At 65.1% G+C, this 26,786-nt stretch carries 25 protein-coding genes and 1 tRNA gene; 11 read left to right on the forward strand and 15 right to left on the reverse strand.

The window, feature by feature from the left end:
- Positions 1–9 precede the first annotated feature (9 nt).
- The 4 genes from AC24YW_RS10580 to AC24YW_RS10595 form a co-directional block, all read right to left on the reverse strand.
- Entirely contained in the window at positions 10–1,728 is a 1,719-nt protein-coding gene (locus AC24YW_RS10580) for an AMP-binding protein (protein WP_487482679.1), read from the reverse strand.
- A gap of 147 nt (positions 1,729–1,875) precedes the next feature.
- A complete protein-coding gene (locus AC24YW_RS10585; RefSeq protein WP_487482680.1) occupies positions 1,876–2,547 on the reverse strand; it encodes an aspartate/glutamate racemase family protein in 672 nt (223 codons plus the stop codon).
- A 92-nt stretch (positions 2,548–2,639) separates the two neighbouring features.
- Positions 2,640–5,831: a patatin-like phospholipase family protein gene (locus AC24YW_RS10590; protein WP_487482681.1), complete on the reverse strand. Its 3,192-nt coding sequence runs from the start codon at positions 5,829–5,831 to the stop codon at positions 2,640–2,642.
- Positions 5,832–6,203: 372 nt separating this feature from the next.
- A complete protein-coding gene (locus AC24YW_RS10595) occupies positions 6,204–7,886 on the reverse strand; it encodes a methyl-accepting chemotaxis protein (protein WP_487482682.1) in 1,683 nt (560 codons plus the stop codon).
- Positions 7,887–8,181: 295 nt separating this feature from the next.
- Here AC24YW_RS10595 and AC24YW_RS10600 point away from each other — a divergent pair, with 295 nt between their 5' ends.
- From AC24YW_RS10600 to AC24YW_RS10615, 4 genes are all read left to right on the forward strand, one after another.
- Entirely contained in the window at positions 8,182–8,682 is a 501-nt protein-coding gene (locus tag AC24YW_RS10600) for a hypothetical protein (protein WP_487482683.1), read from the forward strand.
- Between the two features lie 14 nt (positions 8,683–8,696).
- Positions 8,697–9,167, forward strand: a complete 471-nt coding sequence (locus AC24YW_RS10605) for a hypothetical protein (RefSeq protein ID WP_487482684.1) — start codon at positions 8,697–8,699, stop codon at positions 9,165–9,167.
- Positions 9,168–9,505: 338 nt separating this feature from the next.
- Positions 9,506–10,084, forward strand: a complete 579-nt coding sequence (locus AC24YW_RS10610; RefSeq protein ID WP_487482685.1) for a glycine-rich domain-containing protein — start codon at positions 9,506–9,508, stop codon at positions 10,082–10,084.
- Between the two features lie 4 nt (positions 10,085–10,088).
- On the forward strand, positions 10,089–10,916 hold the full coding sequence (locus tag AC24YW_RS10615) for a TIGR04222 domain-containing membrane protein (protein WP_487482686.1): 828 nt from the start codon (positions 10,089–10,091) through the stop codon (positions 10,914–10,916).
- A 61-nt stretch (positions 10,917–10,977) separates the two neighbouring features.
- Here AC24YW_RS10615 and AC24YW_RS10620 read toward each other — a convergent pair whose 3' ends face one another.
- Both AC24YW_RS10620 and AC24YW_RS10625 read right to left on the reverse strand, forming a co-directional pair.
- Complete coding sequence (locus tag AC24YW_RS10620; RefSeq protein ID WP_487482687.1) at positions 10,978–11,910, reverse strand: CobW family GTP-binding protein; 933 nt, start codon at positions 11,908–11,910, stop codon at positions 10,978–10,980.
- Between the two features lie 3 nt (positions 11,911–11,913).
- Complete coding sequence (locus AC24YW_RS10625) at positions 11,914–13,404, reverse strand: amidohydrolase family protein (RefSeq protein ID WP_487482688.1); 1,491 nt, start codon at positions 13,402–13,404, stop codon at positions 11,914–11,916.
- A 405-nt stretch (positions 13,405–13,809) separates the two neighbouring features.
- Between AC24YW_RS10625 and AC24YW_RS10630 the strand changes: the two genes are divergently transcribed.
- From AC24YW_RS10630 to AC24YW_RS10645, 4 genes are all read left to right on the forward strand, one after another.
- Complete coding sequence (locus AC24YW_RS10630; protein WP_487482689.1) at positions 13,810–14,940, forward strand: hypothetical protein; 1,131 nt, start codon at positions 13,810–13,812, stop codon at positions 14,938–14,940.
- A gap of 131 nt (positions 14,941–15,071) precedes the next feature.
- A complete protein-coding gene (locus AC24YW_RS10635; RefSeq protein WP_487482690.1) occupies positions 15,072–16,055 on the forward strand; it encodes an alpha/beta hydrolase in 984 nt (327 codons plus the stop codon).
- A gap of 196 nt (positions 16,056–16,251) precedes the next feature.
- A complete protein-coding gene (locus AC24YW_RS10640; protein ID WP_487482691.1) occupies positions 16,252–16,722 on the forward strand; it encodes an aminoacyl-tRNA deacylase in 471 nt (156 codons plus the stop codon).
- A 35-nt stretch (positions 16,723–16,757) separates the two neighbouring features.
- Entirely contained in the window at positions 16,758–17,177 is a 420-nt protein-coding gene (locus AC24YW_RS10645; RefSeq protein ID WP_487482692.1) for a CBS domain-containing protein, read from the forward strand.
- A gap of 317 nt (positions 17,178–17,494) precedes the next feature.
- Here AC24YW_RS10645 and AC24YW_RS10650 read toward each other — a convergent pair whose 3' ends face one another.
- From AC24YW_RS10650 to AC24YW_RS10665, 4 genes are all read right to left on the reverse strand, one after another.
- A complete protein-coding gene (locus AC24YW_RS10650) occupies positions 17,495–17,896 on the reverse strand; it encodes a 3'-5' exonuclease (protein WP_487482693.1) in 402 nt (133 codons plus the stop codon).
- On the reverse strand, positions 17,844–18,389 hold the full coding sequence (locus AC24YW_RS10655) for a nuclease-related domain-containing protein (protein ID WP_487482694.1): 546 nt from the start codon (positions 18,387–18,389) through the stop codon (positions 17,844–17,846). Before AC24YW_RS10655 ends, AC24YW_RS10650 begins: the two co-directional genes overlap by 53 nt.
- Positions 18,390–18,509: 120 nt before the next feature.
- Positions 18,510–18,584: transfer RNA gene (locus AC24YW_RS10660), tRNA-Glu, on the reverse strand.
- Positions 18,585–18,641: 57 nt separating this feature from the next.
- Positions 18,642–18,986, reverse strand: coding sequence for a hypothetical protein (locus AC24YW_RS10665; RefSeq protein WP_487482695.1), 345 nt, complete (start codon positions 18,984–18,986; stop codon positions 18,642–18,644).
- Here AC24YW_RS10665 and AC24YW_RS10670 point away from each other — a divergent pair.
- Together AC24YW_RS10670 and rpoH are read left to right on the forward strand one after the other, a co-directional pair.
- Entirely contained in the window at positions 18,985–19,992 is a 1,008-nt protein-coding gene (locus AC24YW_RS10670; protein WP_487482696.1) for an RluA family pseudouridine synthase, read from the forward strand. The genes AC24YW_RS10665 and AC24YW_RS10670 overlap by 2 nt on opposite strands.
- 218 nt (positions 19,993–20,210) lie before the next feature.
- The gene (rpoH, locus tag AC24YW_RS10675; RefSeq protein ID WP_487482697.1) at positions 20,211–21,110 is read left to right on the forward strand and encodes an RNA polymerase sigma factor RpoH; all 900 of its coding nucleotides are present in this window, start codon (positions 20,211–20,213) and stop codon (positions 21,108–21,110) included.
- 121 nt (positions 21,111–21,231) lie between these two features.
- Here rpoH and AC24YW_RS10680 read toward each other — a convergent pair whose 3' ends face one another.
- From AC24YW_RS10680 to AC24YW_RS10695, 4 genes are all read right to left on the reverse strand, one after another.
- On the reverse strand, positions 21,232–21,858 hold the full coding sequence (locus tag AC24YW_RS10680; RefSeq protein WP_487482698.1) for a peptidoglycan recognition protein family protein: 627 nt from the start codon (positions 21,856–21,858) through the stop codon (positions 21,232–21,234).
- Positions 21,859–21,892: 34 nt separating this feature from the next.
- Positions 21,893–23,095, reverse strand: coding sequence for a GGDEF domain-containing protein (locus AC24YW_RS10685; RefSeq protein ID WP_487482699.1), 1,203 nt, complete (start codon positions 23,093–23,095; stop codon positions 21,893–21,895).
- Positions 23,096–23,687: 592 nt separating this feature from the next.
- Positions 23,688–24,299, reverse strand: coding sequence for a LysE family translocator (locus AC24YW_RS10690; RefSeq protein ID WP_487482700.1), 612 nt, complete (start codon positions 24,297–24,299; stop codon positions 23,688–23,690).
- A gap of 44 nt (positions 24,300–24,343) precedes the next feature.
- Positions 24,344–24,718, reverse strand: a complete 375-nt coding sequence (locus tag AC24YW_RS10695) for a response regulator (RefSeq protein WP_487482701.1) — start codon at positions 24,716–24,718, stop codon at positions 24,344–24,346.
- Between the two features lie 118 nt (positions 24,719–24,836).
- Between AC24YW_RS10695 and AC24YW_RS10700 the strand changes: the two genes are divergently transcribed.
- On the forward strand, positions 24,837–25,667 hold the full coding sequence (locus AC24YW_RS10700) for an SDR family NAD(P)-dependent oxidoreductase (protein WP_487482702.1): 831 nt from the start codon (positions 24,837–24,839) through the stop codon (positions 25,665–25,667).
- Between the two features lie 202 nt (positions 25,668–25,869).
- Here AC24YW_RS10700 and AC24YW_RS10705 read toward each other — a convergent pair whose 3' ends face one another.
- On the reverse strand, positions 25,870–26,676 hold the full coding sequence (locus AC24YW_RS10705) for a lytic murein transglycosylase (protein ID WP_487482703.1): 807 nt from the start codon (positions 26,674–26,676) through the stop codon (positions 25,870–25,872).
- Positions 26,677–26,786 lie beyond the last annotated feature (110 nt).

Below are 26,786 nucleotides of genomic sequence, written 5' to 3' on the forward strand. Positions count from 1 at the left end.
ATCTCTCAACTAACCGGCAGGAGGATTTGGATTGAGGTCCTGCTTCCTGACCTTGCCCGTCGCGGTCAGCGGCAGCGCATCGATAATGCGGACTTCAGGAACCTTGTAGACGGCCATGCGCTCGGCGCACCAGGCGCGCAGATCCTGCTCTGAGACCGTGCCGATCGCTTCCGGCTTGAGCTGGATGTAGGCGACCGGCACCTGGCCCTTGTCCGGATCGTCGCGGCCGACCACGCCCGAGCCCAGCACCTTCGGATGCTGCCCCAGCAACGCCTCGATCTCCGGCGGAAACACGCTCATGCCCTTGACTTTCAGCATCTCCTTGCGCCGGCCGAGGAAGTGCAGAAAGCCGTCCTTGTCGATGGTGCCGATATCGCCCGTACGCAACCAGCCGTCGACGAGCGATTCCGCCGTCGCCTCAGGCTTGTTCCAGTAGCTCTTGAGCAGCGACGGCGTACGCACACGGATCTCGCCTTCGGCTCCCAGCGGCAGCAGCGCACCGGTCTCGAAATCGGTGATCTTGAACTCGGCGCCGGGGACCGGCAGGCCGACGAAGATCGGCTGGCTGTTGAGGTCGAAATCCCCGTCCTGAAAGCCGGCGGTGAAAGTATTGGAGGTGTGCGTCTCGGTCATGCCCCAGGCCGCCTCCATCAGGATCGTGCCGGTGAGGTCCTTCCAGCGCCTGCGATAGCCGGCGTTGAGCTTCTTGACGAAGGAAACCACGCGCACCTGTTGCAGCGACGACAGGTCGAACTCGCTCCAGCGCGGATGGTCCATCATCTCGACCGCGCTGTCGACCGGCATCGCCGTCATCGTGACCTTGTATTTTTCGATCGCCGCCATCGCGCCGACGGCGTCCCAGCGCGCGAGCAGAACCAGCGTGCCGCCCGAGAAGAGCGGGAAGATCAGGCCGGAATTCTCGCCCGCAATCCAGAACTCCGGAAAGAATGACAGGAACACGCTGCTCTCATCCGAGGGAAACGAGATGCCGTAATTGGCGGCGGCCGTGTAGACCATGTCGCGATGGGTATGCACGCAGCCCTTGGGCATGCCGGTGGTGCCGCCGGTGTAATTGAGCGCAGCGACATCATCGAGGTGAGGCGGCGGCAGCGGGGTCGGTGCGGGCAGTGCCGCGAGCGCCGGTAAAAGATCAGTTGCGCCGGAGACCGCAACGCGCGGCGTGCGGATCGAGTCCGGCGCAGGAAACGCAGGCGCCGCCGGCACGACATCGGCAAAGCTGGTGACGATGATCTCGCGCAGGCGAACTTCGCTGCGGACCTGTTCGACGATCGGCATGAGCTGGTCGAGCGCGACGATCAATTCGGCCTGGGTGTCGTTGAGCTGGTAGGACAATTCGAACGCACGCGACAGCGGGCTGATGGGAACATGGACCGCGCCGAGCTTCAGGATACCGAAGAACACGATGTGGAATTGCGGGCAGTTCGGCAGGAACACGGCGACGCGATCGCCGGTGCGCACGCCCTTCGCCTGCAACAATGCCGCGAAGCGATCGCTCTGCCGATCGAGATCGGCATAGGTGGTCACATGGCCGTAGAAGATCACCGCGGGCCGCTGCGGACTCCGCTTCGCCCAGGCGCGCAGATATTCCGTCAGCGCAACTTCGCCATGCGGATAATTCGGCGAGCGCGGCAGGCCGGTCGGCCAGGCTTTGTCCCACAGGCCGCGCAAGGTGGCGAGGTAGTCGTTCTCGTCGAGGCCCGTGTTCATGACGTCCTTCCCGTGTTGCTTCTCTTGTCGCGAGGGACGCAAGGCGGCATCGCTCGACCTGGTTACAGGTCGAGCACCGCAGAGTTCATGTCAAGGAAAACAGTTTTCCGCAGCACGGCCGATGCCGCGGCGCGGAAAAACCAGCGGTCACGCCGCGATGAGACGAATGATCTGTCGCACGGCGGATGGGATCGGCGCGATGACCGGCACCGTGAACATCGGCTGAAGCTCGCGCGCCGCTTCACCCAGCGGCCCGCCGCCGATGATGACCGCTTCCGCTCCGTCTCGCACAATGCACGCCTCGACCGCGCTGGCGAGCGCTGCACGCAGCTGCGTCGGATCGCGCATCAGCTCTTGCGGATCGCCATCAGCAAAGCGCGTGCCGGTGTAGCTCGCGCGCAAGCCCAGCTTATCAGGCAATGCATCGATCTTTGCTTTCAGCAACGGCGTCGTGGTCGCCACGCCGAACCGGCGACCGTTCCCGGCGGCTTCCAGCATCGCGGACTCGCCGATGCCTACGGCAGGCAGCTTCATCGCCGCCTTGATCGCGGCGAGACCGGGGTCGCCGAATGCCGACACAATGATGCCCTCGCAATCACGGTTGTTGGCAAGCGCGATCTCCTCGACCTCCGGCGCAGCCGCCTCCAGCGCATCCGACGAGACGATCATCGCGGGCGCACGCGTTGCCGTGGCGCCGACGATGTCGAAACCATCGGCGGCAGCGGACCTTGCGATCGCCACCATCATCGTGGTGGTCGCCTCGTTGCTGTTAGGATTGATCAGGAGGATGCGAGCGTGTCGATCGGAGTTTCGGCCCATCCTTCCGTTGTACTAAGCCGCCCGCACGCCCGCAACGAAGGCGCTGACCTTCGCGTCTTCTGAGGGGTTCAGCTCCCTCGCTTTTCACAGCCTCATCGCGTATCGTCAGCTTTCAACCCCAGTCGATTGAGCCGTCCCAGCCTCAGAAAGAACCCGTCGACGAGCCAGAGATGGAGCCGCGCCGGGACACACAACACGAGCGTCAAGATGCCGACGGCGATCCTGGTGACGTGTTCGCGAATGATGGGAACGGCCAGCAAAATCGCCGTGACGACGACCGCGACGACGGCGCCGAGAATGGTCTGGCGGTCGATCGTGACCGGCGTCTCATTTGCGCCTGGTGTGAACAGCCCGTAGAGCCAGATGGCCAGCGCGACAGCCCCAACAGTGGCAAGCAGACCGGTCGACAGGAGAAGAACGCGGGACTGCGACCACGCTCGGAACATGAGTTTGCCTCCACTGCCGAGCAGGTCGAGCAGACGCTGGTAGTTCGGATCGGACGTCCTTGCGTCATTCATGATGGATTCGATCGCCAGGAAGCTCCAGTTGCCCGGCGCCTGTGGGACCTGCGGCAAAACCTGGACCCTGGCAAGATAATGATCGGTCATGCGATAGCCGCTGGTCATCAGGGCAAAGGCTTCGACGTCGGAAAAGCTGTCGAGGTCGGTGCGGATGCCGGCGAGCAGCTGCTGGACCTCCTTGCGGATATTGTAGCTGGTGAGTGGCTCGCCCTCGGTGGACATCGGCTCGCGCTTTTCCTGGCATCCGACCCAGTCGAGCGGCACGACGTCGAGATCCTTCTTCAGGTGGATGAACATCGTCCCCTTGAGGAGGCCGCGCTTCTCCAGCGTATCGAGGCGGCTGTATTGCTCCTGCCGGACGCGCTCCATGAGCACCGAATTGCTGCGCATGAGCGGCGCAACGGTTCCGCCGCCGGGATCAATCGCAATGTCTGTCTGTCCCGAAGCATCGCTCACGAGAACGACGCTGCAGCCCTGCTCGAACAGGCCCGCGATGCCCTGATTGTCGTGTACGCCGCCGTCGACCTGGCGCAGGACGAGCGGCTTCGCCTTCTCGCCGCGCTGCTCGAGCCGATAGAGGCCATCTAGTCTGATGGGCTCGAACAGGCCGGGCACGCAGGCGGACGCGACCACCGCCTGCGACAGCGGCGTATTCCGGTGCGCCGGCGGCGCCTCGTAATGGTACATCCTGCGCAGCCGGTTGGTGCCGTCGGCGTTCGGATCGATGGCCCACGGAGATTCGCCCATGTAGCTCACTGTGTATTGCCAGGCATGGCCGGTGTTCAAGGTCGTGGCGTTGAGAATCAGCATCGGCACCTTTGCGGCGCGGCGCCAATTGTGGATCTTCGGATCGAAGCCCTCCTCCGCGTCCTCGGGAATAATTCTCAGCTCTTTCAGCAGTAGGGGAGTGCCGGGCTTTTCCCTCTTGATGCCGATCTTGTCGAAGAGCTGAGTCTCGAACAATTCGCCCAACCGAACCGTTCGCGTATAGGCGCGGCTGAAAATGGAGCGCAGCAGCGCGACCGGATTCGCAAACACGCGCATCCGGATGTTCGTCTGTACGCCCGCGAGAAAGTCGGTCGCGACCTGCTTCACGAGCTCGATGTATTTCTGGCGAATTTTCTCCGGCTCGAGCTCGTCGAGCTTCGTGGTCATCATCAGCTCGCGCAGCGCGAGGTAATAATGGGTACCAATGATCGAGCCGCCGGAGACGCACGAGAGTACCTCCACCCGGCGCAACACATCGAGCTCGGCCATCCTTGCAAGCACACCGATGTGAAACAACGATGCCCTGAAGCCGCCGCCGGACAGTGCCAGACCGACCTTGCCGATGAAGGCGCTCTCGCGCGCTGCCGTCGATTTGGCCGAAGCGTTCTTGCCAGCCCCCCTCAATTGGAGGAAATCGTCAAGCACCTCGGATGCCTTCAGAACCTCGGGCGAGTCAGGAGATGGCGTCCCCTTTTGCTGCAATTGAGCAAGCGTCGCGAGTTGGGTGGCCGTGCTGCGAAATTCCCAATCCGGCGTGCCGCGCACGCTCTTTGCTCTCGTCAGCCAGATCCCGGCCTCTTTGTATTTTCGCAGTCCGAACAGCGCTTCGGCTACTGTGACCAGATACCACCACTCCTTGTCGAGATCGGGATTCCCGTCCAGCATCGGCACCAGCTGGGCCACGACCGATTCACGGATCCTCTGAGCCTCGGCTCGCCGCTCAGCGACCGATGGCGCCTCGTTGGCCGCTTCGATCTCGGCGAGTTGGTCCAGAACGAATGCGGCGTTGATCGCGGTGTAGCCCTTGTCGTGCTCGGATCCGACCTCGAAGCCCCGCCGGTAAAAGCGGTATGAGCGTTCGAGCTGGTCCTTCTGGCCGGTCGCCTGCCAGCGTCGCTTGAAGATCGCGCCGGCCAGGCCAAGCACCTCCTGATCCCGTGTCGTCGACAGGTCGAAATGACCGCCAAGGATCTCCATCGCGCTGCCGAGCGCCGTCAAGACCGGCATGTCGGAATCCTTATAGGTGCACAGCGCATGCTGCCGCGCAAATTTGTCGCGGAGATCGGCCCTGTCGATCTGGGTGTTACGAACCTTCCCGATGACCTGGCGCGCCCAACCGAACCTGTCCTCCTCCTTCAGCCGAGTGACCAGAGACAAGACCTGCTCGGGCGAGAGGCCGCTTCCTCCGAGATAGACCTTGGCCTCGTCGATGACCGGACAGGTCAGAACCACGCGTTCCTCAAAATTCGCTTGGCTCGCCAATTGACGAAACTGGGCGGTCGCATCGTTGCCGCTCCTGGCCGAACCTTCCCACACAATGGCGGAGACCCGCCGCTGCACCCCGTCTTCCTGTGCGAGCGCCTTCGCCTGTTCGATGATCGCCGCGTTTGCGGCCGCATAGGCCGCTTCGCCATCCTCCGGCTTGCCGGTGAGCACGACGAGATTGCCGTGCCTTTCGGCTGCTTCGATCACGCGATCAAAGATCGGCTGCCACTTTCCCGGGCGATCATTAACGGAGGATTTGAGAAAGCTTTGCACCGAGAACGGCAAGACGATGCGGATCCGCAGGCCGAACTGCGCCGCCTCGTCGAGCGCGACGAGATCGGCGCCACAGGCAGCCGAGCAGACCAGCGCCACCGCGTTTTCATCCCTGAACAGCGCAGCGATCCGCCGATGCACGCTAGTGATGGCATCGCGCGGGAAGCGGGGCGGGTCGGTATCGGGCGCATCGATCCGGCGGCCAGCAAGCGCGATGACAGCAGGGCCAGTTGGCATCGTCGTACTCCGCAAAAGGTGCCGATCGGGCTGCGTCCCACAAGGTAGGCCGGCCTACCTGCGCCGCGAGTCGGACGGTCGGTGCGGCGAGCGTCGAGGGCTTGGCGTGGCCACGTTCCGGCCAATTCGAGCAATCATATGATACAACCAACAGAAGTATTGCCCGAAACCATACAATCTGTTGCTTCCGGCGCAAGTCCCATCTGCGTGCGATGACACATCGGGGCAGGCCGAGGCCCCTCTCGATCAGGCGTGGCCGTCCGCCCCGGATGGCGCGAGAGGCGGCGGGGCGGTCGGGACGTCGACGGCCTTACGGGCGATGCAGGTGCCGAGAGCTCCCGGCGATGCGGCGACCGGGGTCCAGCGCGCGGACTAGGCGGCCCGTACGCCCGCAACGAAGGCGCTGACCTCGTCCTGCAGCGATTGCAGCTTGTGCGTCAGCCTGCCGCTCGATTGCAGCACGAGGCCGGCGGCCTGTCCGGTCTCGGCGGTCGCATCGGTGACGCCGGAGATGTTGTGCGAGACCTGGTCGGTGCCGGAGGCCGCCTCCTGCACGCTGTGCGCGATCGCCTTCGTCGCGGCGCCCTGCTCCTCGACCGCGGCGGCGATCGAGGAGGAGATCTCGTTGACCTCCATGATGGTGGCGCGGATGCTCTCGATGTTGCCGACGACCTGATTGGTCTCGGCCTGGATCGCGGTGATCTGCGCGCCGATCTCGTCGGTCGCCTTCGCGGTCTGGCTCGCCAGCGACTTCACTTCGCTCGCAACCACCGCAAAGCCCTTGCCCGCTTCGCCCGCGCGCGCCGCCTCGATGGTGGCGTTGAGCGCGAGCAGATTGGTCTGCGAGGCGATCTGGTTGATGAGGTCGATGACCTCGCCGATCTTGTGCGCGGCGGCGGCAAGGCCCTGCACGGTGTCGTTGGTGCGCTGGCCGTCGGCGGCGGCCTTGTCGGCGACCGTCGCGGCCTGTGCCACGCGCTGGCTGATCTCGGCGATCGAAGCCGACAATTCGCCGGCGGCGGAGGCCACCGTCTGCACGTTGCTCGAGGCCTGCTGGCACGCGGTGGCGACGAAGCTCGCACGGTCGCTCGCCTTGTTCGCGGTTTCCGACATGCCCTGCGCGGCCTGCTGCATCGCGCGGGCCTCGTCGAACACGTCGCGGACGACGGCCTGGACGCTCGCTTCGAACTTGCCGGCGAGATCGGCCATGGTCTTGCGCTTCTCCTCGTCGGCCTTCTGCTTCAGCTCCTGCTGCTCGGCATGCATCCGGCTCACCGCCGATGCATTGTCCTTGAACACGGCGAGCGCCTTGGCGAGGCCGCCGACCTCGTCGCGGCGGTCGGTGTAGGGCACGTCGAAGGCGCTGTCGCCGGCGGCAAGGCGCTCGGTCAGCGCGGTGATCCGGGCCAGCGGCCGGGTGACGCTGCGGCCGATCAGGAAGGAGGCGCCGAGCACCACGACCAGCACAGCGAGACAAATATAGGCGAAGGTCATCGCGTTCTGGCGGAAGGCGGCGTCGACGTCGTCCAGATAGATGCCGGTGCCGATGATCCAGCCCCAGGGCGCAAAACCCTTCACATAGGAGATTTTCCCGACCGGCTGCTCGAAGCCGGGCTTCGGCCAGAGATAGCCGTAGAAGCCCGCACCCTGCTTGTTGACGACGTCGACGAAGCCCATGAACAGCGCATTGCCGGCGGGATCCTTCATTCCGGAGAGATCCTTGCCGTCGAGCTCGGGCTTGATCGGATGCATGACCATCTTCGGGGTCGTGTCGTTGATCCAGAAATACTCGACCTTGTCGTAGCGCAGGCTCTTGATCTCGGCGATCGCGCCGGCCTGCGCCTGTTCGCGCGAGAGTTTCCCGTCGCTCTCGAGCTTCTGGTAATGCGCCAGGATGCCGTAGCCGATGTCGACCATCTGCTGCGTCTTGGCCTGCCGGTCGGCGACCATCTGCGCGCGCAGGGTCGACAGCGCGACCGGCGCCAGCGCGATCATGCCGAGGAGGCTGATGCCGACAATCAGGACCAGCTTGAAACTGATGCGGGAGAAAATCATCGGTGCTCTCAGGAATTGGAAGGGCTGATATGCCAGATTATCCCGAGTCCGTTAGCAAAGCTTTAAGCATTCGGGTTCCCGAAAACCGCAGAATTTCGCGGGGGACGATGCCGGCACGCTCGTCATGACAACGAGACAAGCGGGACCGACCTCACCCGAGATACGAATTCTTCCAATCTAGAACACCTCGACATCGCCTCTCCGCGCGTTGACTTGGAGAGCTCTCTGGCAGAACGATCGGCGCAGATCATCCGCGCCAGCGCTGGCGTGAGCGCGGCCGGAGGCCAGAGGCACAATGCATCGATCGACATACACGAGGCCCGTCGACCTTCCTGCGCTGAGCGCAGCGGAGCGGCTCTTCATTTGGGGATTTCGGGCGAAGGCGCGTAGCGGAAGCGCCGTCCCGACGGCGGCCGATATCCAGCAGGTGTACGACCATTTTCGCGTCAGCGATGCCGTGCTGTCGCTGGAAGCCATCATCGAGATCTTTGCTTGCACCGCTCATACCGCGATCGAGGTGCACTGCCCCACCTGTCCGCGCATGTCGGACAGCGAGCACGGTATCTTGCGCGCGATTGCCGCAGCCCAGCAGGACCGCGTCGATGTCGCGCGCGAGCAATTCGAGCGCTGGCTGCCGCCGATCGGCGCCGATTGGGCGCTCGCGCCGGTCCTGGGGCTTGCGACGATCTTCCGCATGGCCGGCCTCGTCCTGCCCGACCGTCACGTGCGGTCGTTCGAGCATGACGGGATGTTGGCGATGAAGAGCTGGTTCGTGGGCAGCGCGACGTTGCATTGACGAGATCGTTCACGATGCAGGCCATTTGCAATGCTGCGCCTGATCCCGACGCGGGCGAACCGCTGCTCTGTCCACTCCAAGCCGCGCGTGCGACCCGGCGGGACATCGACGGCTACGATGATTTTTCCCGCCTCGCGCTGGCGCTGTTCCGCTTCATCGGAGCGGCCTATGCGACCGGCGCATCGGATTGCTGGGAGGCGGCCTATCGCCTTGCCGAGGAAGCCCCCGGCATTGCCGACAGCCCGCTGCTGGTGGCGCGGGCCGCAGCCCTCGTCCGAATCCTGCGCAGCGGCCGGCCCTGCGAGCTGTGCTTCATGCCGCCGTCCTGCAGGCGCCTGTCCAAGGACGAGGCGGAATTGATGCGACTGCTGGCCGTCGCGCGCCGCAAGCAGCCGGGCGAGCGCGAATCCATCGTTGGCCGGGTCGTTGGCTCCGGGACGGAGGATGCTGCGACACGCGCTGTCAACGCGCTCGCGCTGTGCTGAGGGCTCGACAGGCTCTGGTCGCAGATCCCCTCTTGAGAATTGATCGCCGGAAGGCTCTGATGGGAGGCGGAGGAGAAATCCCTGCTGCACACCCCGGACCTGACGGCATGACGATGTCGATCGAGCGAAGCGATCTTCCATGCCGGCGCGTTCGACGAACCGCCGGATGCGACGCCTGAACGCCATGTGCAGTGAGCTCCCGTGCCGAATGGTACGGCATGGGGACGGATTGCCAGCAGAGGATTGAAGCCCGGCATTACCGATATTCCTCATATTTGGGTAAGGATACTGCCATTCAACCCTCGTGCAGGGCCGCGATCCCATGCTATTCTTGCGGCATGGACCATGATCCGGAGCTTTCGTTGCGAGGGGCGCCGCTCAAGGTCGATCTTCAGGCGGAAGAGCCGGTCTGGACTGCCCCACGACGGCAGTTGTGGCAGCGCATCGTGCGGCATGATTTCGAGCCGGACACGCCACTGAACTTCACCCGCAGGCTGGCGCGCGATCATCACTGGAGCCTCGACGATACCCGCGCGGCGGTCGACGCCTATCGGCGCTTCTGCTTTCTCGCCGTGGTGTCGCCGACACCGGTCACACCGAGCGAAGTGGTTGACGAGGTCTGGCATCAACACCTGATCTATTCGCGTGACTACTGGACGATCTGGTGCGGCCAGGTGCTCGAGGCAGCGCTGCATCACGACCCGACGCCCGGCGGCGCTGAGGCGCAGATGGTCTATCGCCGGCAATATGCCGAAACCCTCGCCCTGCACGAACAATTCTTCGGGCGGCCCGCCCCCGATCTGTGGCCGGCGACGCATCTGCGCTTCGGACCTCCGCGCTATCACGTGACGGACCGGAACAACTGGCTGATCGTTCCGCGTCCAATCACCTGGATCCGCCGCTGGTCCAAGAGGTGAACTGATGGAATGGAATCCGTTCAACTGGACTGCCGGCCCTTTCCTCACCCTCTATCTCTCTCTCGCATTCGTCATCTTCGCCGTGGGCTTTCGCCTCAGGTCCAGGATCGGTCCCGCCGCGCAAACCAGCAGTCGGCTGGGCATCCTGGAATTGGCCTATCTGGCCGGCGGCGAGCGCCGCCTCGGCGATGCGGTGTTGTTCAGGCTCACTTCCGGACACGGCGCCACGATCGAACCTCGGGGTTACAAGATCACTGTCATCGACCAGGCGCCGCTGGCGGCCCTGATCAACCAGCCGCCCCGGATGCAATTCCAGCCCGGCATGACGCGGCAGCAGTTTCAGACGACCATCGGCCCGATCGCCGAGCGCATCCACAGATTCCTGCAGCGGTCCGGCTATTGCCCGACCCCCGAGGAGATGACTTCCTTCCGCCTGACGGTCCTTCCCTTCGTCGGCCTCCTGATGGTTTTCGGGATCACCAAGGCTGTGATTGGCGCGTCGCGGCATCATCCCGTCGAATTCCTGATTCTCCTCATCCTGCTCACCGCAGCCGCCGCCGTCATGCTGGTGAAATCTCCCCGGCGCACACAGGCCGGCACGAGGATTCTCGAAACCTATCAAGCCTCGCATGAGCGGGCTTCACGTGCGCCGCGTGATCACGAGCTCCTTCTCGCGGTGGCGCTCTCGGGCGCGGTCGTCCTGACCGGGACGGCGCACGCCTCCGTCTACAGTGCCTCGCAGACGATGAGCAGCAGCGGTGGTGGCGACGGCGGCAGCGGAGGCTGCGGAGGCGGCGGCGGGGGTGACGGCGGATGCGGCGGCTGCAGTTGAGGCGGATGCCGCGGCCGGATGAGGCCCGGCGCATTCGAAGCACGACGATCCCGCGCCCGCCTCAGCCACCGGCGAGGCATCCCGCCATGATCGCGTCGAGCTCGGCGCGGGAGAGCATGCCAAGCTCGGCAATGAAGACGATCCGCGTCCGCGCTACGCCCGGTGCCGGCGCATCGCCGGGCGCCAGCGTGGCGCGGCCGGCGGCGAACTGAAACACCATCGTGCGGCCGGGTTGCTCGAGCGTCTCGAACAGGCCCTTGGCGCGCGCCAGCTTCGGCGCAAGGCGGTTGATGGCCTGCTGCAGGCGAGGCAGCGAGACCGGCTTGTCCGAGGTCCAGCTTAGCGTCTCGAAACGCTCTTCCGCCGGCCGCTTCGGCCCCATCTGGCGCGGCGGCGGCGGGGCGCGGTCGGCGCCGGCGGGAAACAGCAGCGCGGGCGGAATCTCGCCGTGCTGCGCGTCGACCACCACCGCGGGCACGCGCTGGGCGCGGATGGCTTCGCGCATCCGAACGCCAGCGCCCGCGTCCGCCAGATCCAGCTTGCTCAATGCCACGATATCGGCGACGCGCAGCTGCGACCGGTGCAACGCCTCGTCGAGGGCGGCGGGCGGTGCCGTCGCATCCAACACGCAGAGCACCGTCTCCAGTTGCGCCTCGCGCAGGATCACCGGGTCCATCAGGTTGCGCACGATGTCGGCGGGATCGGCAACGCCGCTGGTCTCGATGACGATGGTGTCGGGCTTGGGATCACGCCGCAGCAGCGTCGAAAGCGTGCGGAGCAGATCGCCCTCCAGGGAGCAGCAGATGCAGCCATTGGCAAGGCTGACCACGCCATCGCTCGCGCCCGCGATCAGCTCCGCATCGATGTTGATGGCGCCGAAATCGTTGACGACGGCGGCGATGCGCCGCCCCTCCGCATGCGCCAGCAGATGATTGACGACCGTGGTCTTGCCGGCCCCCAGAAAGCCCGTCACCAGGAGAATGGGGACCGGCATGGATCAGCCCTCGACGATTGGGCGCCGCACGGGTTTTCCCGGCCGCGCAGCGACATCGAGAATACCGTCGCTGATCAGCACCTGGCCGCTGACGACCAGATGCCGGACGCCCTCAGAGGGCCGGTTCATTGCGGTGAAGGTCGCACGGTCCGAGAGCTTCTCGTAGTCGAACACGACGATGTCGGCATCCGCATCCTTCGCGAGCCGCCCCTTGCTCCGCATCGCCGGCGTGCTCTGCGAGAGGATTTCCGCCGGGATCAGCGCGCATTTGCGCACGCCTTCCAGCAGCGACACGGCCTTGCGCTCGCGTACCCATTCGCGGATGAACTTCGTGAAGCAGCCGGCCGAGCGCGGATGCGAGGTGGCGTCATCCGGCAGCGGCCAGGCATCGCCGGTGTAGGTTGAGCCATCGGACAGCGTCCACGGCATCGCGTCGGAGGCGATCGCGCCGCCGGGATACAGCACCGACATGTCGAGCAGGTCGCGGTGATGCGCATTGTTCTCGGTGTCGAGGATGTGCCAGAGCACCAGCGAGGACGGCTCCTCGGCCTGCGCCTTCAAGAGCTCCTCGCGGTCGCGGAAGCGGTAGCCGTCGGTGACTCGCTGCACGGAATCGTAACCGGTGCCGTTGCGCTCGACGAACTCCGGATCACTGAAGAAGGCGGCGGCCAGCACGGTCGAGCCGGTGCCGTAAGGATAAGCCTCGACCGTGATCGGCAGGCCCTGTCCTTGCGCCTTCTCGATCAGCACGCGGCAACGCTCGACGTCGGTCTTGCTCGACGAGTTGAAATGGCAGATGTGCATGTGCGCGCCGGTGGCGCCGGCATAGCCGATCAGGCGGATATAGGCTTCCACCGCGCTCTCGGGGTCGATGCGCGACATGAACGCGACATGGGTGAAGGTGGGTACGTCCTGCTTTGCGGCGAGCTGGCACACCGCGGTCAGCTCCTGCACGCCGGCGCCGGGCGCATAGGCGTTGAGGATGCCGATGCCGATACCGCCCTCGTTGAGGCCGCGGGCCAGACGCTCGAGGATGCCCGAGACCTCCGCATCGGTTGCGACGTTGTCCATCCAGCGGCGGTCGCGCATGGCGTTGCCGAACGCTTCCAGCGAGCTCTCCGCGTTGGAGCCCGTCATCGCGCCGATGCGGGCGAAGGCCCAGTTGGTGGCGGCACCATAGTTCAGCACGCGCCCCTTCCGCGCCTGGCGCTCATACCAGGACCCGACCGGCAGCACGCCGGCCTCGAGATCGAGGGTGGTCGTGACGCCGTCGAAGGCCTGCATGCGATCGGCCGGGATCGACTGGCCGTGGGCATGCAGATCGATGAAGCCGGGCGCCACCACGAGGCCGGTGGCGTCGATCACCCGCGCGGCGCCGCCGAGCGAGGTACCGACCGCGGCAACCCTGCCGTCCACGACCGCCACATCGCCAACGGCGTCCATCCCGCTCGCGGGATCCACCACCCGCCCGCCGCTGATCACCAAACCGCTCATTTCGTCACTCCGAAAAACTGAAAGCCAAAAGCCCCCGAAGTCCCGGCAGCTTCGGAGGATGAAACCGGCCACGTCGCGGGGGCCGTCCCGGCGCGAATGATGCAGATTCTGGAGGAAACGACCACCGCTGCGGATGCCGATGCTGCATGCGTATTGCCGCGCAGCCATCGGCCGAAGCGTACGGGCAGGATGCAGTCTCGGGTTGCAACTTCCCCAACGCCAAGCTATGGGATGCGCGCAATTTCAATTTCTGGAGGCGACAATGTCTACGACTGTACGCTTCCCGGGTTCGCCGCGCGATATCTAGCGCGTCCCCCGGGATCGATTCCCCGGGTGAGATCAGAAAACCCCATATCAGATCGAATTTGCCGCCGCCCATCGGCGCGCGATTGCGAACTTTGTGTCATGACACTCAACACCCTGCCGGCGCCTTATCAGGTGGCTGGACGTTCCGAGCTGCTCGAACGGCGGCTTCGGCGATATCATCCGCGCTTCCAGAACGCCGTGCGTGCCCTGGCCGCGCGGCACCCGCGCCTGGCCGACCTCGCCGCGAGCTTTCCCGCGCTCCTCTTCGCGCTGGCTGTTCCGCCGGCACGGCTCGATCCAGCGCGCGCGATAGCATGCGTCGTCGACGGCGCTCCCCTCGCGCAAGCCGCCGCGTCTGCCGATCTGCCCCTGTGGCTGCGCAAGCTGCCACCGGAGGCATTCGTGCGCCCGGTCCCGCGCCTGCCTGACGGCGAGCTGTTTCGCCGGCAGATCGCGAACCACCTTCCGCGTTCTCCCAAGCTGGCGCCGATCTGGCTTCAGCTCGTTGCCGAGGCCGCCGATCTCGCGCATGAGCCGATGGCCGCCTGGATCGCCCGCGAACATGTGCGTTCGCCGCGGCGGGTGCAGACTGCACGGTTGCGGCTCATCTGTCTGTGGGCGTGGTTTTCGTCTCAACCCCTGACGTTTGGGCGCGATGTGATCGAGCGGCCGTGGACGCCGGACCTGCGCATCGATGCCGCGCGTTCGGCCGCGGAGGATTGGCGAACGGTGGTGGCGTTGCATTTGGATCTCGGCCGCTTGCCGATCACCGACATGTGGCTGCGTCCGGGTTGGATGGCAGGTTACGAGTTCGTGCCGCTGGATTCGATCGCCACAATCACCGACGAATCGAAGGCCATGGGGAATTGTCTCAACTCGTATGGCTGGAACATCGTGCACAATCGGTCGCGGGTCTGGAGCGTGCGCAAAGAGGGCGCTCGGGTGGCGACACTTCGGATCGCCCGCCGCCAACGCGACCCACTGCCGAACATCGTCGAGCTCAAGGGGCCGCGCAATGTCGAGGTATCGAACGAGCTGTGGTGGGCCGCACGCCAATGGCTGCACAATCACGATCTGTCTCAGATCGACATGAGGGAACGTCGCTGGGGAACCATGCCGCTCGACCGCGGAATCTGGATGTCGCTGTGGCGGCCATACTGGCTAGCCAAGCGCCGCATCCCGGAATGGCTGCCGATGGCGCCGTCGCGCGAGGCGCTCGAAGCGCTATGAGTTGAAATGGAAGGGGCTCTGCCGTCTTCTCGCCCCCATTGTCATTCAGGAGCAGATGGGGCGGCTGTCGGGGGCAAAGTTCCCATAGGTTCCTCGTGATAGGCCGACGTCTTCTACACACAAATCGTTTCATGTCGCGCCGCGCGTTTGTCGGCGGCCTCGTGTCGGCGGGGAGCGCACTCGCGCTCGGCGGATGCGCCGGCCTCGGTGCGACCGGCGCGCGCTACGACGCCTCGTCGCTCTCGGTCGACCCGACGCTGCTTGTGGTCACCACGCGCAAGCCCGTCAACGGCGCCCGCGCTAAACCCTGGTTCGGACCGGAGCGTGCGGCGAGCATGACGGTCGCACGGGCGAAGCTGACGGCGCCGGACGACAGCCGACTTTCCCTCGCCTCGGTTGGGCTCGAGGATTGGCGCCTCGACCGGATCGAACCGGTGCCGGCCGAGGCGGGCGATCTCGCCGCGCAGGCCGGCGGAGGGGATGTGCTGATCTATGTGCATGGCTTCAAGCAGACATTCGAGACGGCGGTGCTGGATGCGGCCCATCTCTCCGAGGGGATAAAGTTCCGCGGCCGGACCATGGCGTTCTCCTGGCCTTCCAAGGCAGGACTGTTCGACTACGCCTATGACCGCGACAGTGCGATGTGGTCGCGCGACAATTTCGAACGCGTGCTCTCGGCGCTGGTTTCGGCACCGGGGACGGGGCGCGTGCACATCGTCGCCCACAGCATGGGAACCATGCTGACGCTCGAGAGCCTGCGTCAGCTCCATGGGCGATACGGCGACACGGTAACGAGCAAGATCGGCGCGGTGGTGTTTGCCGCCCCCGACATCGACATGGACGTGTTCTCGTCGGCGATCCAGCGCATCGGCCCGCTCGCCGGCAAGATCACGGTGATCGCCTCGACCAACGATCGCGCACTGGCGCTGTCGGGGCAGCTCGCCGGCGGCATGACCCGGGTCGGTGCGGCCGAGAAGGCCGCCATCGCGGGGCTGGGCGTGCGCGTGGTCGATGCGTCGGCGGAAGGCTGGGGCATCATCAACCACGATCTATTCCTGTCGAACGCGGAAGTGCAGCGCCTGATCCGCCGCTCGATCGACGGCACGACGGCGTGAGGAGAGCACCTGCGCCGAGCCACACTAGCCTGCTCCTGCCCACACACCCGTTGCGGCTCCGAGGGGAATTGAATTGCAGCTTGCGGGTGGAAGACCTATGGTGGGTCTCTAGTCAGGCAGCCGCCCATCGTATGGCGAGAGTCTGCAGGATCGACCTCACGGTGGATGGTTTCCATTCAGCATCGGAGGTGATGCCATGGCCATTGCTCCCACCCTCCAGAAATACCTCGCGGCTGAGAACATCCAGTACGAGGTGATCCCGCACGAACTCAGCATGACGTCCGCCCGAACGGCGCAGGCATGCCATATCTCGGGCGACCGTCTCGCCAAGGGCATCGTGCTGCGGCGCGACGGCGGATACATGCTGGCGATCTTGCCAGCATCGCATCACCTCCGCCTGTCGGACCTGAGGACAAGCCTCGGCGACAATGTCCACATGGCCAATGAAACCGAGATCAATCGGCTGTTCGGCGATTGTGCGCATGGTGCGGTTCCCGCCGTCGGCCAATGCTACGGATTGGAAATGATCGTCGACGACAGCCTCGAGGCACAACCAGACATCTACATGGAAGCCGGTGATCATGAGACGCTGCTCCATATGGGTCACGCGCAGTTTTCGCGCCTGACGGCCAACGCACCGCACGGGCGCTTCAGCGCGCATGACTGAGGATCCTGTAACACGCCCACGAACGGAGGCTCGCCATGAAAGTCAAAGACGTGATGCATAAGGGTGTCGACTGGGTCAGCCCCGATACCCCAATCACCGAGATTGCCAAACTGATGCGGGCGCATGACATCGGCTGCATTCCGATCGGCGAGGATGACAGGCTGATCGGAATGGTGACCGACCGCGACATCGTCTGCAAAGGACTCGCGAGCCACAGCTTCGATGCCGGCCGCGCGAAGGCGCGCGACGTAATGACTGAGGGCATCCATTGCTGCCGCGAGGACGATGATCTCGCCAAGGCGATGCGTCATATGGAGAAGCTGCAGGTCCGCAGGCTGCCGGTGATCAACAAGCACAAGCGGATGGTCGGCATCATCAGCCTGGGTGACGTCAGCCATTCCTCATCGGGTGACATGCTTACCGAGACCGTCAGAAGCGTTTCGGCGCATCACTGAACTTGCGGCCAAGACGTATGGCCAGGTCTCCTCTCGCGATCGCCGCTCGAACAGGGGTTGAGGGGAGCCCAAGCCATGCGCTCGTGGTGCAACCATTGCGCGGCGCAGAAGCGACGACGCGATGCGGCTCATTTTGCGCCGGAGTAAATGCAAGTTGCGCCGGATGGATGCAAGGCCCGTTCACTCGATCACGTCATCGTCAGTGACGCTGCGACGCGCAAGCTACCACGATGCGTTTTCGAATGCGGACGTGCAGCAGACGATCCGCCGTTCGATCGACTGCACCACCGCGTGAAAGAGCGCCTGCGCGGCGTCGGCTACGCGATCAAGCGCTGCACCAATGCCGACTCGCTCGAATAGGTCAGGAGTGCCTCGTGGGTTGCCCGGGTCACCCCGACATAGGTCAACCGGACACTTTCTTCGATGGTCTCGCCGTGGCGGCCGAGCAGGCCCAAGCCGACGATGGCCACGCAGGGAAACTCCAGCCCTTTTGCGCTGTGCATGCTCAGGAACCGCACGGCCACCCGCTTGACCGAAACCCTGTTGCGATTGTCCTTGGCGATGTCGATCGGCACGCCGTGCCCGGCGAGAATCTGCGCGACGCGCCCGCCGATCCAGTGCTCCGGGTAGAGACACGCCATCTGCGACCACTCGTAGCCGGCTTTCTTACGGCCGAGAAACCACTCGGCGACGCAGTGAGCTTCCACATCGATGCTCACGCAGCGCCGCACGTCCGGCTCCAATCCCTGCCGACCTGCGTCTTCGGGCAGCAGGATGGCGTGGTCGTCGTCGGCCGTGACGCCGGGAGCGCCGATGACGTCTGCGGCGAAGCGGACCGGCCCGCGAGCCGATGACCCCGCGGAAACAACAATTGCCCGTCGCGCTCCAGCGTGCGCACGACCTCGAACGTATATCTGCGAGCCTGCTCCAACGGATTGCTTCCCGCACCACACCAAGATCTGTCAGCAGCTCGACCTTGGTCTTGTCGGCCGATACGATCGTCTCCAGGCGCCAGTCCTTCACCTCGAGCACGAGCAGGCCATTCGCGGGATGAACGATGATGAAATCGGGATGCCGGTTGCGAGGGCCGACGGGCAGGTTGTGCCAAACGACGGCGTTCTCTTCGAGAAAGTCCTTGAGTCGTTCCGCCAGTCGTAGCTCCCCACGGCTGTCGAAGCGCGCGAAGCCGAGACTCGGGATCAGGATTGCCATGCCGCGACTGCGAGCACCATTTGCGGACCACCGCGTGAGCCACGTTGCGTAGCAGGGCGGCCTCTCCAGGCTTGCATGGTCGCCTAGTGTGTGCAGGTTTTCAATGGCTTAGGATTTGGCTGGCGCTCCCTAGGGGAATCGAACCCCTGTTTCAGCCTTGAGAGGGCCGCGTCCTAACCGCTAGACGAAGGGAGCGTGAGGGCTAGCCAATAGCCTCGAAATTTGTTCGCCGCAAGGACCCCGACGGGCCTTTTACGGCTCATTGGCGAATTTCAGCCGTCCGGCCGGCTTCAGGGTGTGAGCATCGAAGGTGCGGATCTCGATGACCCCGCCGAGATCCAGCGTGACCACGAGGCGGTCGCCGGCGACCCCGGTCGAGACGATTTTGGCGCCCTTGGGCAGGGTGGCGGTGACATCGCCCGCCGCTTCGACCGCCCTTCCCTCCGACTTGAAAAGGCGGTAGCCCACCGCGATCAGCACGGCGCAGATCGCCAGCGCCGTGGTCAACCCCGCGATCAGCATCATCCGCCGCACCCGCGCGAACAGCGCGGCCTGCTCGGGGGTCGGTTCGGGAACAGCGGTATCAGACGTCGTCATGAATAGCCCTGGGTCAGCGCAAAGGTTGGAGGTTGTGGTCGAAGGCTCCGAGGGCTCGGCCCGGCTCGACCGCGTGCTGGCGGCGCGCCTGCCGGAGCTGTCGCGATCGAGGCTGAAAGCCCTGATCCTGGCGGGCGCGGTGCAGCTGAAGGCCGGCGCGGTCCGCGACCCCGCTTATCACGTCGCATCCGGCGATACGATCACAATCGACGTGCCGGAAGCGGCGCCCGCCGAGCCCAAGGGGGAAGAGATCGCCCTCGACATCGTGTTCGAGGACGACGACATCATCGTCCTCAACAAGCCCAAGGGCCTCGTCGTGCACCCCGCGGCGGGCCACGAGACCGGCACGTTGGTGAATGCGCTGATCGCCCATTGCGGCGCCTCGCTCTCCGGCATCGGCGGCGTGCGCCGGCCCGGGATCGTGCACCGTCTCGACAAGGACACGACGGGGCTGATGGTGGTCGCCAAGAACGATCTCGCTCACGCCTCGCTGTCGGCGCAATTCGCCGACCACGGCCGTACCGGCGCGATGCGGCGCGGCTACATGGCGTTCGCCTGGGGCGTGCCGAACCGGCACCGCGGCACCGTCGATGCGCCGATCGACCGGCATCCACATGCGCGCGAGAAGATGGCGGTGCGCCAGGGCGGCCGCGAGGCGGTGACACATTGGGAGATTCTGGAGAGCTTCAACGGACGCGACGGCAAGCCGGTAGCCGCCCTGCTCGCCTGCGAGCTCGAGACCGGCCGCACCCACCAGATCCGCGTCCATCTCGCTCATATCGGCCACCCCTTGATGGGCGATGCCGTCTATGGCCCGCATTTCAAGACCAAGGCCAACCAGCTCGGCCCCGAGTCGCAGGCGGCTTTGGCGGCGCTGGGGCGGCAGGCCTTACATGCTTACCTGCTGGTATTGCAGCACCCGAGGACGGGAGAACTTCTGCACTGGGAGGCGTCTCTGCCGGAGGATTTGCTTCTCCTGCAACGCGCCCTCAAAGCGGCGCTATGACGCAGGACGCTTCAGAAAGCCTTTACATTACAAAAAGTTATAGCTGCCACACGGGGACGTGACGTCAGCAATCCTTCCCTTTTTGACCCCCGATGGGGTATATTGCGTTTGCGTTGAAATGACCAACGCGGAACATCGCAGCTACGGCCGGCTTTAACACAGCGGTCGTCTGCCTGGCCCGCCGCTATCGGGGGCCTGAACCTTTTGGAGGGCGCACTATGGCCCGTACCGCTGCTTTGCCGGTCCTCAATGGAGAATCCGGCCTATCTCGCTACCTCGCCGAGATCCGCAAGTTCCCGATGCTGGAACCGCAGGAGGAGTACATGCTCGCCAAGCGTTGGCGCGAGCATGACGATCGCGACGCGGCGCACCAACTCGTCACCAGCCATCTCCGCCTCGTGGCCAAGATCGCCATGGGCTATCGCGGCTACGGCCTGCCGATCTCCGAGGTCGTCTCGGAAGGCAATGTCGGCCTGATGCAGGCGGTGAAGCGTTTCGAACCCGAGAAGGGATTCCGTCTCGCCACCTACGCCATGTGGTGGATCAAGGCGTCGATTCAAGAGTACATCCTGCGTTCGTGGTCGCTCGTGAAGATGGGCACCACCGCGAACCAGAAGAAGCTGTTCTTCAACCTGCGCAAGGCGAAGAGCAAGATCAATGCGCTGGACGAAGGCGATCTCCGCCCCGACCAGGTCAAGATGATCGCCAAGCGCCTCGGCGTCACCGATCAGGACGTGATCGACATGAACCGCCGCCTCGGTGGCGATGCGTCGCTCAACGCACCGATCCGCGACGACGGCGAAGCCGGCGAATGGCAAGACTGGCTGGTCGACAACACGCCCAACCAGGAAGCCCTGATGGCGGAGCACGAGGAATATGATCACCGCCGTGACGCGCTGAACGGCGCCATGGGCGTGCTCAACCCGCGCGAACGCCGCATCTTCGAGGCCCGACGCCTCGCCGATGAGCCGATGACGCTGGAAGACCTTGCTGCCGAGTTCGGCGTATCGCGTGAGCGCGTCCGCCAGATCGAGGTCCGCGCCTTCGAGAAGGTGCAGTCCGCGGTCAAGGGCACGATCGCAAAGGCCGAACAGGCCGCGCTGGAAGCCGCGCACTAAGCGGGGCGGTTCAGCGCCAGAGATTGGCGGATCGAAAGAGACGAAAAGCCGGCGGCGACGCCGGCTTTTTTGTTGGTGTGATGCGAACTGCACCCGATAGCGGTGCGTGTGGGCACACCGCCTACTCCCCCCATTCCCGTGCCATCGTCGCGAGCGTGCAGCCTTCGCAATAGCGGGCGTCCTTGTAGTCGATCCAGTTGTGCGCGTAGACCCGGTCGAGCGGGATGTCGTAGCGCGCGCGCAGCACCTTGACGAGGATCTTCCACGCCGCGACCTGTGCCTCCGTCGGCCCCGTCGTCACGTCGGGATAGTTGCCGGCGAACTCGACGCCGATCGAATTGTCGCGCACCACCTGGCGATAGGTCGGCCGGTTATCGATGTATTTGTTGTCGTTGCGGTTGGCGCCGTCGCCATGGGTCGGCACGAGGTTCTCGGCGATCGCCCAATAGACCGTGCCGTCGGTCTCGACCCACACCGTGACGCCGCGCCGCGTCGGGTTCTTCGCCTGCGCCTGGGCGCCGCCGCGGGCCGAGCCCGCAGGTCCCTCAGTCTGGTGCACGATGATGTTGCGCCAGGGTCTTGCGCTAGCCACGTCGCCCCACGGCGCCAGCCAGACGATCTTCAGGCCGGGGATGTCGGGCGTGCCGGAGGCGCGCGCGAGCCTGGCGAGCTCGGCATCCGTGGCCACGGCGGGGACGATCGGAAGGAGAGCGGCCAACACGGCCGCGAGCAGGCGAAACGTCATCATGCAAGGTCCAATGCGACCTCGAGCCTAGCAGGCTTTACGCGAATGTCCTCACCGTCCCGACAGACTCGGGCGACAGCGGCGGGGCGGGGTCATAAACCGCAAAATCGTTCTTGCCGTTCTTCTTGGCCGCATAGAGGGCGTGGTCGGCATTGGCCATCAGGCGGTCCGGGAATTCCCCGATGCCGCGGTCCCACTCCGCCACCCCGATCGAGATCGCGATCGGAATGTCGCGGCCGCTGCAGCTGGCGGGATCCTGACGGCAGACCTCGAGCACGCGGCGGGCGATCGCGGCAGCCTCGCGCAGGGATGAGGACGGCAACACGATACAGAACTCGTCGCCGCCGGTGCGGGCGAGCATGTCGCCAGGCCGCAGGCGCGTCTGTGCCATCAAGGTGAAGTGCTTGAGGCAGGCATCGCCGGCGGCATGGCCATGCGTATCGTTGATGGTCTTGAAGCCGTCGAGGTCGATCAGCAGCAGCGAGAACGGCTCGCCGCTACGCATCGAACGGGCGCATTCCTCGGCGAGGCGCTGCAACAGATGCCGCCGGTTGGCAACGCCGGTGAGATCGTCGAGCAGCGCGAGGTCGGCAACCTCGCCCCGCAGCCGGTCCATCGCCATCAGCAGGAAGCCGAAATTGAGCGTCATCGACAGGAACAGCAGCCCGAGCACCATGATGGCATGGTTCTGGCCGCCGGCCACAGCCGAGAAATCATACTCCAACAGGTTGCCCACGACGCGCGCGCAGAATGTCGCGACCATGGCGATGATGACGATGCCGGACAGCCGGGCGCCTGGGCTGGCTCGCCCTTTGGGCGGAGACAGCAACAAGTCCAGCGAGCGCAGCAGCGGCAGGGACTGCCCGAGCGTGTAGCAGAGCATCCGCAGCGGCATGTGATCGAAGCCGAACTTGAACAAGACGACTCCGCCGAGGCTCAAGATCCCGGCCGCGACCATGAACCGCCAGGACACCGGCCGATCATAGAAGCGTTCGATCCCCATTGCGGCAAAGCAGCTCGCGCCGATGATGCCGGCCCCGGCGATCAGTAGCAGCAGAGGGGACATGGCCGAAATGCCGATCAGGGCGAGCACTGCCCCGCCCGAACCAACGAAGGCCGATGCCATCCAGAATCGCGCGGCCGCGAAATTCGGATAGGAGCGCGTCACGTAGGCCCAGACCACGCCGAGCGCCAGGAAGTTGACGACGAAGACCGTCCACAATGTCGGTACGTTCAGCATGGCGCGTATAGCACGCGCTGCGTCGCGCCCCCCGTTCCCGGTAGCCGTCCGTCCATGACCCATCCCCGCTTTCTTACGGAAGACAATGCGGCGGTTGCGCTTAATGGAGTCTCACTGCGACCTGCGAAAACGCAGCCTTGGTTTTGGATTCATGAACGGCACGCGGCTATTGTCGGATCGTTAAGGCTGTCGCCGCCGATGAGCGCTGCCGGCGCGTGAGGTGGATTCGCGACCAAAAATCATCCGAAAATGCATCTGAGCTGTGGATAACAGGATGACACGGATGTGACGACGCGGGGCAGCCGGCTCCGAATCTGCTGAGTTTGTCATCGAGGATGTTGCGAGGCTGGCCCTCCGCCGAGCACCCTCGTGTCGCGTTCCACCATTAACCCTTGAGAGGATACTATGGCTAAGAAAGCGAAGAAGGCGACGAAGAAGAAGGCGAAAAAGGCCAAGAAGGCGAAGAAGAAGTAACGAGGCTTCTGTTTCTTTGCCCGGGTGGAGTGAGCTCCGCCCGGGCGTCGGGTCGATCGAAGGTGGCGGGCGCAAGGCCCGCTTTTTTATTGCGTGAGTGTTCGAGGCGTAGCCGCAGCTACCGCTCCGACAACGCCAGCTTGGCGCCGAGAGCGGCGAAGCCGGCGGCAAAGCCGCGGCGCAGCCAGGCCATGACGGCCGGGCGCGAGATGACGCGCTCGCGCACCGCGGCGGCGCAGAAGCCGTAGAGGACGAACACCGCAAAGGTCATCGCCATGAAGGCGCCGCTCAATTCCAGCATGCGCGCCAGCACATGGGCCTCGTCCGCCGCGATGAATTGCGGCAGGAAGGCGAGGAAGAAGATCGACAGCTTCGGATTGAGGATGTTGATCAGGAAGCCGGTGACGATGACGCGGCGGCTCGACCGCTCGCGGATCTCGCCGCCGACCGCCAGCGCCCCGGTCTCACGCAGCGCCTGCCAGGACATGTAGAGCAGATAGGCGACGCCGCACCATTTCAGCGCGGCGAAGGCGAGCGCGCTGGTGTGGAGCACGGCGGCAAGGCCGAGCATGGCCGCCGCCATGTGCGGCACGATGCCGAGCGTGCAGCCGAAGGCGGCCGCCACGCTGGCGCGCGAACCGCGGGTCAGCGCCGCGGCCAGCGTGTAGAGCACGCCGGTGCCGGGGGAAGCGACCACGATGAGCGAGGTGAGCAGGAAGGACCAGGTCATGGGCCGACCTTATCACCGCAGCGCGGTTCGAGAAAGCGAAGCGGTCAGGACAGCTGGGCGAGCTCGGCCTCGCGCAGCACGTCGAGCGGCGCCCAGGGCTTGGCCCAGAACTTGGCGCCGTCGGGCAAGGCCTGCTTCAAGGGGCGGCCCGAGGTGACGACGACGTCGAGCTTGGGATTGCGGTGCTTGGCGACGTGCGCGAGCTCGACGCCGTTCATGCGACCGGCCAGCTGCACGTCGGTCATCATCAGGCAGAGCGCACCGGCGTTCTTGTCGAGCACGCGCTCGGCGGCCTCGGCGCTTTCGCACTGGATGACGTGGTAGCCGCTCTCCTCGAGCAGGACGCAAAGCATCTCCCGCTGCATGACGTCGTCTTCAACGATCAGCGCTGTCGCGCGAAATGGCTTTGCTTGTCCCATCGGCGGCTCCCAATGCCTCAATAACGAATGTTAAAAACCTGGGACGGCCACGGTTCGGTTCCATTCTGAAAAAATGTAAAGCATAGTTCCATCATCGGGGACTTGACGGGGGGAATTCATGACGACGATTCGGGGCGCCGCCGCCATCACGGGAGCTGCGAGCGGCATCGGCCGGGCGCTGGCGATCGAGCTCGCGCAGCGCGGCTGCGACCTCGCGCTGGCCGATCGCGACGAGGGCGGATTGAAGGCACTCGCGGCGGAGATCGGAACAACGCGCAAGGTCAGCCTGCATCGCGTAGACGTCGGCGAGCCCAATGACATCGCCCAGTTCGCAAGCGAAGCCGTCGCCGCGCATCCCGCCCTCGGCATCGTCGTCAACAATGCCGGCGTTGCGCTGATGGGCACGTTCGAGGAGATCGACCAGGCCCAGATGGACTGGCTGTTCGACATCAATTTCTGGGGCGTGGTGCACGGCACGCGCGCCTTCCTGCCGCATCTGAAGACGAGGGGCGAGGCGCACATCGTCAACCTCTCCTCGATCTTCGGCATCATCGCCCCGCCGGGCCAATCGGCCTATGCCGCGGCCAAGTTCGCGGTGCGCGGCTTCTCCGAGAGCGTGCGGCACGAGCTCAGCGTCGCCGGCAGCCCGGTGAAGCTGTCGGTCGTGCATCCCGGCGGCATCGCCACCGCGATCGCGCGCAACGCCCGTACCGGAATCGGCGTCACCGACAATGCCCGCCGCGCGCAGTCGATCGAACGGTTCGAGACCGCGGCGAAGACCTCGCCGAAGGACGCGGCCCTGCGCATCATCCGCGGCATCGAGCGCAACGAGCCGCGCATCCTGATCGGCAACGACGCCCGCTTCATGGACCTCTTGCAGCGCTTCCGCCCAGGAACCTATTGGGCGCCGTTGCAGCGGAAGCTGGAGAAGATGGCGCGGGGGGCGTGATGTGCGTGCGGCTTTACCCTCCCCTGGAGGGGGAGGGTCGGCTCACATTGAGCGCAGCGAAATGTGAGACGGGGTGGGGTGACGGTCTCTCCACATCCCGACACTGCCCGAGTGGAGAGATCACCCCACCCCGCTCGCGCTGCGCGCGATCGACCCACGGGCGAGCTACGCTCGTCCCGGACCCCTCCAGGGGAGGGTGAAGTCACTGCCCCATCAGCCGGTCGGCGAAATAGCCGATCGTCTTGCGATAGACCACCGCCCTGTTCCACTCGCGCATCGCCTCGAAGTTCGGGGTGCCCTCGCCGTAGGGTTGGCCCATCTTGAAGCCGCTGGTGTGCAACAGGTTCGCGGTCGAGGCGAGCACGTCGGGGATGCTGTGGCGGAGGTCGACATGGCCGTCGCCGTCGAAATCAACGCCGTACTTGATGTAGGACGACGGCAGGAACTGGGTCTGGCCGATCTCGCCGGCATAGGCGCCGATCATGTCGCGCAGCTGCAGGTCGCCGCGCTGCACGATCTTGAGCGCGGCCAGCAGCTCGCCCTGGAACAGATCGGTGCGGCGGCAATCATGCGCGAGCGTCGCCAGCGTGCGGACCACCGGCAGCTTGCCGGTGTCGCCCTTGCCGAAATCGCTCTCCAATCCCCAGATCGCGACCAGGATATAGCGCGGCACGCCGAACTTCTGCTCGACGCGCGAGAGCAGCGCGGCATGCCGCTGCAGCATCGCGCGGCCGGCATTGATGCGGCCCGCACCGACGCGGGTGGACACGTACTGCTCGAAGGTCTTGTTGAAAGTGTAACGCTGGCGCCGGTCGAAGGCGAGAACCGCAGGGTCCGGCGTCATGCCGCTGAGCGCCGTCTGGGTCACGCTCGGCGAGACGCCGGCGGCCTGGGCCTCCTGCGCCATGCTGGCGATGAAGCCGTTGAATTCGCCGCCGCAGCGGGCGGCCTGTGCCGCCCCGCCGGCCAGAGACACGACGAAGGCGGCGGCGAGAAGCAGTCTCAGCATGTGGAGCTATCCCCCAAGAATCCCAGCGCGAAGCAGCGCTGGGGATCATGCCCGGGAACGTCGCGAGCGTCAAAGTGCAACGCTTGAAGGACAAGGCTTGAAGGACAAGG

The sequence above is a fragment of the Bradyrhizobium sp. USDA3516 genome (genome assembly GCF_057651995.1).